The organism is Zestomonas carbonaria (assembly GCF_904061905.1).
Classification (GTDB): Bacteria; Pseudomonadota; Gammaproteobacteria; order Pseudomonadales; family Pseudomonadaceae; genus Aquipseudomonas; species Aquipseudomonas carbonaria.
The window spans coordinates 158463-168008 of record NZ_CAJFCI010000054.1 but is presented as its reverse complement, the minus strand read 5'-3'; the positions used below and the strand labels follow the sequence as shown (position 1 = coordinate 168008).

Annotated in this window: 10 protein-coding genes and 1 tRNA gene; 6 read left to right on the top strand and 5 right to left on the bottom strand. The window is 62.8% G+C overall.

The genetic code is table 11. The annotated features are described in order from the left end of the window. Positions 1-96 precede the first annotated feature (96 nt). Positions 97-1530, bottom strand: coding sequence for a M48 family metalloprotease (locus PSEWESI4_RS13875; protein WP_187671791.1), 1434 nt, complete (start codon positions 1528-1530; stop codon positions 97-99). A gap of 100 nt (positions 1531-1630) precedes the next feature. Between PSEWESI4_RS13875 and PSEWESI4_RS13870 the strand changes: the two genes are divergently transcribed. Beyond that, positions 1631-1882 (top strand): sulfurtransferase TusA family protein, encoded by a 252-nt coding sequence (locus PSEWESI4_RS13870; protein WP_187671802.1) that lies wholly within the window; start codon positions 1631-1633, stop codon positions 1880-1882. A 60-nt stretch (positions 1883-1942) separates the two neighbouring features. On the opposite strand, the gene PSEWESI4_RS13865 is transcribed toward PSEWESI4_RS13870, so the two are convergent. Together PSEWESI4_RS13865 and PSEWESI4_RS13860 are read right to left on the bottom strand one after the other, a co-directional pair. After that, entirely contained in the window at positions 1943-2416 is a 474-nt protein-coding gene (locus PSEWESI4_RS13865) for a peroxiredoxin (RefSeq protein ID WP_187671790.1), read from the bottom strand. Positions 2417-2426: 10 nt separating this feature from the next. Next, a complete protein-coding gene (locus tag PSEWESI4_RS13860; RefSeq protein WP_187671789.1) occupies positions 2427-2987 on the bottom strand; it encodes a glycine cleavage system protein R in 561 nt (186 codons plus the stop codon). 167 nt (positions 2988-3154) lie between these two features. Between PSEWESI4_RS13860 and dapA the strand changes: the two genes are divergently transcribed. The 4 genes from dapA to PSEWESI4_RS13840 all read left to right on the top strand — a co-directional run bounded on the left by dapA (position 3155) and on the right by PSEWESI4_RS13840 (position 6355). Next, complete coding sequence (gene dapA / locus PSEWESI4_RS13855) at positions 3155-4033, top strand: 4-hydroxy-tetrahydrodipicolinate synthase (RefSeq protein WP_187671788.1); 879 nt, start codon at positions 3155-3157, stop codon at positions 4031-4033. An 18-nt stretch (positions 4034-4051) separates the two neighbouring features. After that, positions 4052-5173, top strand: coding sequence for an outer membrane protein assembly factor BamC (gene bamC, locus PSEWESI4_RS13850; protein WP_187671787.1), 1122 nt, complete (start codon positions 4052-4054; stop codon positions 5171-5173). Positions 5174-5257: 84 nt separating this feature from the next. Further along, positions 5258-6127: a phosphoribosylaminoimidazolesuccinocarboxamide synthase gene (locus PSEWESI4_RS13845; protein ID WP_187671786.1), complete on the top strand. Its 870-nt coding sequence runs from the start codon at positions 5258-5260 to the stop codon at positions 6125-6127. Between the two features lie 138 nt (positions 6128-6265). Further along, positions 6266-6355, top strand: a tRNA-Ser gene (locus PSEWESI4_RS13840). Positions 6356-6746: 391 nt separating this feature from the next. On the opposite strand, the gene pdxR is transcribed toward PSEWESI4_RS13840, so the two are convergent. Then, the gene (gene pdxR, locus PSEWESI4_RS13835) at positions 6747-8213 is read right to left on the bottom strand and encodes a MocR-like pyridoxine biosynthesis transcription factor PdxR (protein ID WP_187671785.1); all 1467 of its coding nucleotides are present in this window, start codon (positions 8211-8213) and stop codon (positions 6747-6749) included. Between the two features lie 100 nt (positions 8214-8313). Here pdxR and PSEWESI4_RS13830 point away from each other — a divergent pair, with 100 nt between their 5' ends. Next, positions 8314-8943, top strand: a complete 630-nt coding sequence (locus PSEWESI4_RS13830; protein WP_187671784.1) for a LysE family translocator — start codon at positions 8314-8316, stop codon at positions 8941-8943. 195 nt (positions 8944-9138) lie between these two features. On the opposite strand, the gene PSEWESI4_RS13825 is transcribed toward PSEWESI4_RS13830, so the two are convergent. Beyond that, complete coding sequence (locus PSEWESI4_RS13825) at positions 9139-9357, bottom strand: DUF4880 domain-containing protein (protein ID WP_187671783.1); 219 nt, start codon at positions 9355-9357, stop codon at positions 9139-9141. Between the last annotated feature and the right edge of the window lie 189 nt (positions 9358-9546).

Below are 9546 nucleotides of genomic sequence, written 5' to 3'. Positions count from 1 at the left end.
CAGCCTCCAGCCTCCAGCCTCCAGCCTCCAGCCTCCAGCCTCCAGCCTCCAGCCTCCAGCCTCCAGCCTCCAGCCTCCAGCCTCCAGCCTCCAGCCTTAGCGCATCATCTCCTTGACCATCTTCTGCTGCTCGAGCATTTCCTTCTGCCGGGCGTCGATGCGTGAGGCCAACTGGAAGTTGTTGTTGGCCCGTCGCTTGGCGAAGCCGAGTTGTTCGATCGCCTGGTCGTAGTCGCCGACCAGGGCGAAGTATTCGGCGCGGGCCTGGTGCAGGCCAATGATGTTGCCGGACTGGCCGCGTGTCTCCGCCGCCTGGTACCAGATGTCCGGGTCGTATGGCCGGCTTCTGAGGATGTCGTCGATGGCCTTTTCCGCTTCGGCGGGGCGCCCTTGTTTGAGCAGCAGGTCCACGCGCGCCTGCTTCAGCGGATAGCTGTTGGGGAACTGGGCGAGCAACCGCTGGGCGCGTTGCTGGGCGTCGTCCAGGCGGTTGGCGACGATGTCCAGGTCGATCTGCGCGAGGTTGTACGGGATATTGTCGGGAGCCTTGTCCAGCAGCGGCTTCAGGGTTTCGTGCGCCTCGTTGAGGCGGCCGCCCTTGTACAGCGCCAGTGCCAGCCCATAGCGCGCGGCATCCCGCTTCGGTTCTTCGTCGAGCATGGCGCGGAAGCGCTTGGCCGAAACGCCTGGCGTTTCCTCGTAGTGCAGCATCATGCGGGCGCGGATCAGCTCGTAGCTCTGGCTGTCGTTGCGGCCTGTGGCGGGGGACTGTTCCGCCCGGTTGCGGGTGTCGGCGATCCGTGATTCGGTGACAGGGTGGGTGAGCAGGAATTCCGGCGGCTTGGCGTCGTAGCGGTACTGGCGCATCAGCCGTTCGAACATGCGCGGCATGGCGCGAGGGTCGTAGCCGGCCTTTTCCAGGTTGAGGATGCCGATGCGGTCGGCTTCCTGTTCGTTCTGGCGGGAGAAGCGCCGTTGTTCCTGGATGGCAGCCGCCTGGGTCGACATGATCGCGGCCATGCCGGCATCTCCGGCGCCGGCCGCTGCTGCGACGATGCCGGCGAGCATCGCGGCCATGACCGGAATCTGCATGCGCTGCTGGGCTTCCACGCCACGGGCGAAGTGGCGTTGCGACAAGTGCGCCAGTTCGTGGGCCAGCACCGAGGCGTATTCGGCTTCGCTCTGCGCGTAGAGGAATATCCCGCCGTTGACGCCGACGATGCCGCCAGGCGCGGCGAAGGCGTTGAGCTGCGGGCTGTTGATGTAGACGAACTCCAGGCGCCGGTCCTGCAACTGGCTGGTTTCGGCCAGGCGGTAGACGCTGGTCTCGACGAAGTCCTTCAGTTGCGGGTCGCGCAACTGGCTGACCTGGCTACGCAGCAGGCTGAGCCAGGCGCGCCCGAGCTGGTGTTCCTGCTCCGGGGAAACGATGGAGGAGCTGGCGTCGCCGAGCGATGGCAGGTCGCTCGCCGAAGCGGGGAGGGCGAACAGGCAGGCGAGCATCAGGATTGTGGGGCGCAGTAAATTCATGCACGGAGCTCGTGGCTGGCAAAGGCATTACTGTAGCTGTCGGCTTGCTCGGCTGGCCAGGGTTGTGCGTTATCCTAAGAGCCTGTCCCGGAGAACCATGATGATCGACACAAAGGAGTGGGCCGAAGCCTGCGATGCCGAACTGGACGCCAGCGGCCTGAAATGCCCCTTGCCCCTGCTCAAGGCGAAACTCGAACTGAACCGCCTGTCCAGCGGCGCCGTGCTCAAGGTGACGGCCACCGATGCCGGCTCGCAGCGCGATTTCCGTGCCTTCGCCTCCCTGGCCGGGCATACCCTGCTGCGCGAGGAGTGCGACGACGGCGTCTACCGCTACTGGTTGCGCAAGGCGTGAAGCGAACGCCCGAACAGCACAAAGGCCGCAATAGCGGCCTTCGTGCTGTTCGGGCTTGGATCAACCCTGGTGCAGTTCCTGGGCGGCGGCCAGGACGGCGGCAACGTGCCCGGGCACCTTCACGCCGCGCCATTCCCGGCGCAGCACGCCGTTCTCGTCGATCAGGAAGGTGCTGCGGTCGACGCCCAGGTACTCCTTGCCGTAGAGCTTCTTCAGCTTGATCACGTCGAACAGCTTGCAGATCGCTTCGTCGGTATCGGCGATCAGCTCGAAGGGGAACTCCTGCTTGCACTTGAAGTTCTCGTGGGACTTCAGGCTATCGCGGGAGACGCCGAAGATCTGCGTGTTGGCGGCCTGGAACTCGGGGTAGAAGTGGCGGAAGTCCAACCCTTCGGTGGTGCAGCCCGGGGTGTTGTCCTTCGGGTAGAAGTACAGCACCACCTGCTGGCCCTTGAGGTCGGCCAGGGAAAACTGCCGGCCGCTGGTGGCCTGGGCCTGGAAGTCTGGAACGGCGGCGTCGAGGGTGACGGCCATGGCTATCTCCTTAGGCGGGTGTCTGTGGGCGCCAGGGTTCGATCAGCGCATCCAGGTTGAGCGCATCGGCGAAGTCCAGGAACTGGTCGCGCAGCCAACTGATCTGGGTGCCCGGCGGCAGGGTCACGGTCAGCGTGGCGTTGAGCATGGTGCCGCCGGTCTGTGGCGCCTGGTAGGTGTCGCAGGTGAGGTTCTCCAGCTCGATGTTGTGGTCGATGAAGAACTGGCACAGCTCACTGAGGATGTCCGGGCGGTAGGCCGCGCTGACGTAGGCCACGTAGGGCAGGGCCTGGGGACGGATGTCCGCGGCCGAGCTGCGCACCACGTTGACGTGGAAGGCATGGCGCTTGGCCAGCGCCGGCAGGTTGGCCTCCAGCCGCGCCAGCGCATCCCAGTTGCCGGAGACCTGCAGGACCAGCGCGCTCAGCTCACCATGCCGGGTCAGGCGGGTATTGGTCACGGCGCAGCGGTTTTCGATGCAGGTGCGGGACAGTACGTTGGTCAGCACCATGGGCTTGGTGCCGAGAGCGCTGATGACGAGGAACTGTTCGCGAACGGGGGGGGTGGACATGCAGCATTCCTAAAGCGATGGGTGGTCGGCAGGAGTGCTGCCGATCAAAGCGGGAAGGGTAGCGAAAACTGCCGCCCAGGGGAATGCTTGGGCACGGCGCCTCGCTTGTGCAAGGCAGGTGGCGCCAGTACCATTACGGCTCTCTTTTTTCCGGCAGGAGTGGTTGCATGATTGCGGGCAGCATGGTGGCGCTGGTCACGCCTATGGACGCACAGGGACGGCTCGACTGGGACGCTCTGAGCAAGCTGGTGGACTTCCACCTGCAAGAGGGCACCAATGCCATCGTCGCGGTCGGCACCACTGGCGAGTCGGCCACGCTGGACGTCGCCGAGCACATCGAGGTGATCCGCCGGGTGGTCGACCAGGTCGCCGGGCGCATCCCGGTCATCGCCGGCACCGGCGCCAACTCCACCCGCGAAGCGGTGGAGCTGACCGAGAACGCCAAGACCGCCGGCGCCGACGCCTGCCTGCTGGTGACCCCCTACTACAACAAGCCGACCCAGGAAGGCCTGTACCAGCACTTCCGCCATATCGCCGAGGCCGTGGCGATCCCGCAGATCCTCTACAACGTGCCGGGGCGCACCGCCTGCGACATGCTGCCGGAGACCGTCGAGCGGCTGTCCAAGGTCGACAACATCATCGGTATCAAGGAAGCCACCGGCGACCTGCAACGTGGCCAGGAAATCCTCGACCGCGTGAGCCAGGACTTCCTGGTCTACTCCGGCGACGACCCGACCGCCGTCGAGCTGATCCTGATGGGCGGCAAGGGCAACATCTCGGTGACCGCCAACGTCGCTCCGCGTGCCATGAGCGAACTGTGCGCCGCCGCCATGGCCGGTGACGCCGCCACCGCGCGGGCGATCAACGAACGCCTGATGCCGTTGCACAAGAACCTGTTCATCGAATCCAACCCGATTCCGGTGAAGTGGGCGCTGGTGGAAATGGGCCTGATGCAGGAAGGCATCCGCCTGCCGCTGACCTGGCTCAGCCCGCGTTGCCACGAACCGCTGCGTCAAGCGCTGCGCCAGTCCGGTGTACTGGCTTAATCCGAGGAAGCATTACGCATGAAGCGACTGGCCGGACTCTCCGCACTCGCCCTGATCATCTCCAGCACCAGCGGTTGCGGTTGGCTGTGGGGCAACGAGGGTTATTTCCGTGATCGCGGCAGCGATTACCTCAATGACCGGCAGACCGCGCCGATGCAGGTACCGCAGGACATCAGCCAACCCAAGCAGCTCGATCCGCTGTTGCCGATCCCGCGCAACGTGGCCGACTCCTCGGTGCAGGGCGAGTTCGAGGTGCCGCGTCCGCAGCCGCTGTCGGCGCAGGCCGACACACGTGAGTTCAGCCTGCAGAGGAGCGGTGACTCCCGCTGGCTGGTGGCGCAGCGCGCGCCCGCCGAGGTCTGGCCGGTGGCTCGCCAGTTCTTCGAGGACAATGGCTTCCGGATCGCCGACGAGCGCCCGCAGACCGGCGAGTTCAGCACTGCCTGGCAGCGCTTCGACGAGTTGTCCGCCAGCATGGCCCGCCGCCTGAGCAGCCGTGTCAGCGGCGTCGAGCCGGACAGCGAAACCCGCGTGCGGGTACGCATCGAGCCGGGTGTGCAGCGCAATACCAGCGAAATCTTCGTGGTCAGCGCCGAGCGTCCGGCCGGCAGCACTGCGGATGTCGCTTTCCCGAGCCAGTCCAGCAATACCAGCCTGGATGGCGCGCTGCTCGACGAAATGCTCGCCAGCATGGCGCGTAGCGCCGAGCAGGGCGGTTCGGTCTCGCTGCTCGCCGCCCGCGACTTCGATGCGCCGAGCCGCGTCAGCCTGTCCGAGGACGGCAGTGGCAACCCGGTGCTGACCCTCGACACCGATTTCGACCGTGCCTGGTCGAGCGTCGGCCGCTCCCTGGATACCGGCAACGTACGCATCGACGACCTCAACCGTTCCCTCGGCCTGTACTACATCAACCTCGCCGAAGGGGCGAAGAAGGACGAGGAGAAGCCCGGCTTCTGGTCGCGCCTGTGGGGTAGCTCGCCGAGCGACGAAGAGATCGAGAACCGCGCCGAGCGCTACCAGGTCCGCCTGACCACGGTCGCCGGCAGCGTGCAGGTCACCGTGGAGAAGGACCTCAACACCGTCGCACCGGCCGATGTGGCGCGTCGCGTGCTGTCCATCATCCAGGAGCACCTCGGCTAACCTGTTTCGAGCGGTGCCGAAGATCAATGGGCGAAACCCGGTGGGTTTCGCCTGTTTCTTTTTTCCAGAGGCGGAAATTTCGACATGACCACTCCCAGCAACCTGAGCCTGAAGAAGATCTATTCGGGCAAAGTCCGCGACCTCTATGAAATCGATGCCAAGCGCATGCTGATGGTGGCCAGCGACCGGCTGTCGGCGTTCGACGTGATCCTCGAAGAACCGATCCCGGAGAAGGGCAAGATCCTCACCGCCATCTCCAACTTCTGGTTCGACAAGCTGGCCGGCATCGTCCCCAACCACTTCACCGGCGACAAGGTCGAAGACGTGGTGCCGGCGGCCGAACTGCCGCTGGTGGAGGGTCGCGCCGTGGTGGCCAAGCGTCTCAAGCCCGTGCCGGTGGAGGCCATCGTGCGCGGCTACATCGTCGGCTCCGGCTGGAAGGAATACCAGAAGAACGGCACCGTCTGTGGCATCCAGCTCCCGGCCGGCCTCAAGGAGGCGGCCAAGCTGCCGCAGCCGATCTTCACCCCCTCGACCAAGGCCGCCGTTGGCGACCATGACGAGAACATCTCCTTCGAGCGTTGCGAGGAGATCATCGGCAAGGAACTGGCCGCCAAGGTGCGCGACACCGCCATCGCCCTCTACAGCGCGGCGGTGGAGTACGCGGCGACGCGCGGCATCATCATCGCCGACACCAAGTTCGAGTTCGGCCTCGACGAGGACGGTACCCTGACCCTGATGGACGAGGCGCTGACCCCGGACTCCAGCCGCTTCTGGCCGGCCGACAGCTATGTCGAGGGCACGAACCCGCCGAGCTTCGACAAGCAGTTCGTGCGCGACTGGCTGGAATCCACCGGCTGGAACAAGCAACCGCCGGCACCGGCCGTACCGGCCGAAGTGGCGCAGAAGACCGCCGACAAGTACCGCGAAGCGCTGACCCGCCTGACCAGTTGAAGCCGGGCTGATCGGGAAAGGGCGCCTCGGCGCCCTTTCTCATGCCCGTTGAAAGCGCAACCACCTGAAAAGCAGACAAAAAAATCACCTGCGGGGCTTCGTCAAAACGATTCGAGCTGCTATCATGCGCGCCGACTTGGGGAGATGCCGGAGTGGTCGAACGGGACGGATTCGAAATCCGTTGTGTCCGCAAGGGCACCTAGGGTTCGAATCCCTATCTCCCCGCCAAATAAAAGGCTCCAGAGGTTGATTCCTCTGGAGCCTTTTCTTTTTTGCCTGACATCCCATTCCCCCACTAGAGTTCGCCGCATGGCGTACTACGAAAAGCGCGGCAGCAAGGTAGCCTGGGCGATCACTGGTGGAAAACGCTTCGCGGTTTTCCACCCTATGCGGACTTGATGGTTATGTAGGGTGGACAACGCTTTCTTGTCCACCAGCTTTTGCGAGCGGCCGCAATAGGGCCGGTAGCGGACATTGATGCCTTGGAAGCCCTTATTCTAAGGCGTGACCATGATCTCGCACTTGCGCCACTGTGCTGGCGTCTGTCCTGCATGAGTTCTGAACGACCGTGCGAAGCAGCTCACGAGTGGGTGGTCAGGAGCGCCTGGCAGTTCTGCCGTCAGTGAAGTAGGCGTGCAAGTTGACGAGCGGAGTTTCTTGCCTGAGCCCGGGTCAATGCCGCAAAGCCCAATACGAATGCAGGTGGCAAGTCGATCTCGCGGCAGGAGTTCCGAAGCGGCTGTAGCATTAGTCCCAATCTCTCCGCCTCCCTGACCAAGGCATCTTCATCCTGGTCCGGCGATAGCCAGAGTATCAGGTGAAAACCTGCATGCTCACCACTGATGCGATAGCGTCCCGGCGCCTCGGCCATCAAGGTATCAAGCACTATGTCGCGCAGCGTTTGATATTCCTGGCGAGAGCGACGTAAATGCCTCAGGAACGCAGGACCTCGCATGAACTCCGCCAGGCCAAGCTGCTCCGACACCCCGACACTACGTCCTATCGTATGCCACAAGGCCAGGATCCGGTGGTGCAGCTCCGGTGGCGCCAATATGTAACCGAGCCTCAAGTTGGAAAACAGCGCCTGATTGAAGCTTCCGCAGTAGACGACACGTTTCATCGAGTCGATGGATTTCAACGCGGGCAGTGGCGCACTCTGATAGTTGAATTCGCTGTCGTAATCATCTTCGATGATCCAGGCGTTCTGGCGCTGCGCCCAATCCAGCAGCTCCAGGCGGCGCGTGGCCGACATGATCACCCCAAGGGGTGACTGATGAGCCGGTGTGACATAGGCAAGACGACATTCGGCTGAGTCGGATATGCCGTGCAGGTCGATCCCCTCATTATCGATAGGGGCGTACAACAGGTTGGCACCCGCCTTTTCGAAGATCCGATGGACTGCCGGGTAGCCAGGGTCTTCGACACACACGTCATCGCCCGGCTTCAATACACAGCGAGCCACCAGGTCGATGCTATGACGGATACCGTTGGTGATGAGCAATTGCTCGGCACGGCAGTCGATTCCACGATGCTTGCGCAAGTATTGAGCTATCTGGTCCCGCAAGACCCAAGCGCCTTGTGGCTCGACATCGCACATCTGCTCGGGCTTCATCGCGGCCATTGCCCGTTGCAGATGCGCAGCCCACTCGGCAGGAGCAATGAGTAACGGGCTGGCCAGGCGTGCGACGAAAGGCACCCCCACCTGTGCCCGGTACCGCCCCTCCTGTCGGACGGGCGTTTCCTCGATCTCGACCGACTCATTCCGATCCGGTTCACCCGTTCGAGTATCGGTGACAGCCTTCAGGTAGCTATCCGGGATAACTGCGCTGACGAGGCTGCCAGAACCAACCTTGCGGGTGATGTAGCCCTCGAGCTGCAAGCGTTCGAAGACACTTTCCACGGTGCCGCGCGCGATCCCCCATCGTTGCGAGAGAACTCGCGTCGATGGCAATCGATCACTTGCTTGCAGCAGGCCGTTCAGAATCGCATCTCGTATGGCTTGGTAGGCCCGCTCTTGCTTCGTTACGCCGGGCGCGTTCACTGGCAGCGGAAGATCCACGCCAGATGAAAATTTACCCTTGCTCATAATGGTCCATATCGAATTCGCTCATATGGCCCTACCTACTGAGCCATTTTATTCCTAGTGTAGCAACTCCACTCCCACCGGATTCGCTCAAGGGTTTGCCATGTTGCTCACGGACTATTTGTTATTCGCGATGATCGCTGTCGCTCAGGTTGGCTCACCCGGGCCCTCGACGATATTTCTGGTGAATAACGCGCTGGTGCATGGCCCAAGCCGTGCGGTCTGGATCCTTACAGGAGACTTGTTGGCCATTGCGGTGCTTGCAAGTTGCTCGTTGCTGGGTATCGATGCGCTACTGGTGGCAAGTCCGAATCTGTTTACGTTCGTCAAGTTTTCCGGTGCGGCTTATCTCTTGTGGCTGGGCGTCCAACAGTTCCGGATGGCTGGGAGCAGTCGCGCAAACGATGCACGGCAGGCGACCCACGAACGTATGTCAGTGCTTTGGGGGAAGTCCTTCATGGTTGGGATCAGTAACCCCAAGGCGATTCTGTTTTTCTCCTCGTTGTTGCCGCAGTTCGTGGGCAATCCCCAGGGCTCGTACACCGGGGCTTTGCTTTTGCTGATTCTGCTATTTGTGCTGATCAAGTTCCTGGTATCGAGCGCCTATGCGTTGACCGCAAGAACGATGGCAAGGCGGTTGGCCAAGCCCGGTGTGGCCGTTTGGGGCAAGCGCGCTACCGGGGGCGTATTGATGGCTTTTGGAGTGGTAATGGGGATCAATGCTTTTGAATGAGCTGCAGGCGAATCGGGAAGACTCTGCCGTGGATCTGGAGCGGACCCCTTCCTCAAAGGAGCGATCGATAGCCTGATCGAGCCAAGGCATCGATGAATCCAAGGGCAGCCCGCCCGACCTGTTCGCCCAGGTAGTAGCTGATGGTGTCTTCTTCATCCTGATTGACCCGTGCTCTCGGAATGACGGGCTTGACCTTCATTCCCGGGCGTTTCGAACCGAGCTCAGCACTTCACCGGTCGCTTCCCAGAGCATGTCCAGCTCGACCAGGGCCGCGCGGTGGCGGGGGCTTGCGTCCAGCCAGGCCGCCAGGTTCCTGGCATGGGCCGGTTCGTCGGGTTCGTCGGTGATCTTCAGTAGCAAGTCGACAGCCCGTGCAAAGATTTCCGTGTCCGTCAGATTGTCATGGTTCCTCACAGGGGTCTCCATCTGGCCCTCGTCTCTCGTGTCAGACGAAACGTTGCCGCCTGAAACCAGGCGGAAGATGCCTGAGTTGGGTCGGTGGTGCGAGCGAGAGGCTGGAGATGGGAGGGTCGCAGAGTGAGGACGGTGCCGCTCTGTCCGGCTTCACGATGTTCGGTTTTCATGACCGGTTTGTGAATTCTG

Excerpts from the sequence above, each read along its gene's own strand:
- PSEWESI4_RS13875 (WP_187671791.1), bottom strand. The coding sequence starts at position 1,530 with ATGAATTTACTGCGCCCCACAATCCTGATGCTCGCCTGCCTGTTCGCC.
- PSEWESI4_RS13870 (WP_187671802.1), top strand. The coding sequence starts at position 1,631 with ATGATCGACACAAAGGAGTGGGCCGAAGCCTGCGATGCCGAACTGGAC.
- PSEWESI4_RS13865 (WP_187671790.1), bottom strand. The coding sequence starts at position 2,416 with ATGGCCGTCACCCTCGACGCCGCCGTTCCAGACTTCCAGGCCCAGGCC.
- PSEWESI4_RS13860 (WP_187671789.1), bottom strand. The coding sequence starts at position 2,987 with ATGTCCACCCCCCCCGTTCGCGAACAGTTCCTCGTCATCAGCGCTCTC.
- dapA (WP_187671788.1), top strand. The coding sequence starts at position 3,155 with ATGATTGCGGGCAGCATGGTGGCGCTGGTCACGCCTATGGACGCACAG.
- bamC (WP_187671787.1), top strand. The coding sequence starts at position 4,052 with ATGAAGCGACTGGCCGGACTCTCCGCACTCGCCCTGATCATCTCCAGC.
- PSEWESI4_RS13845 (WP_187671786.1), top strand. The coding sequence starts at position 5,258 with ATGACCACTCCCAGCAACCTGAGCCTGAAGAAGATCTATTCGGGCAAA.
- pdxR (WP_187671785.1), bottom strand. The coding sequence starts at position 8,213 with ATGAGCAAGGGTAAATTTTCATCTGGCGTGGATCTTCCGCTGCCAGTG.
- PSEWESI4_RS13830 (WP_187671784.1), top strand. The coding sequence starts at position 8,314 with ATGTTGCTCACGGACTATTTGTTATTCGCGATGATCGCTGTCGCTCAG.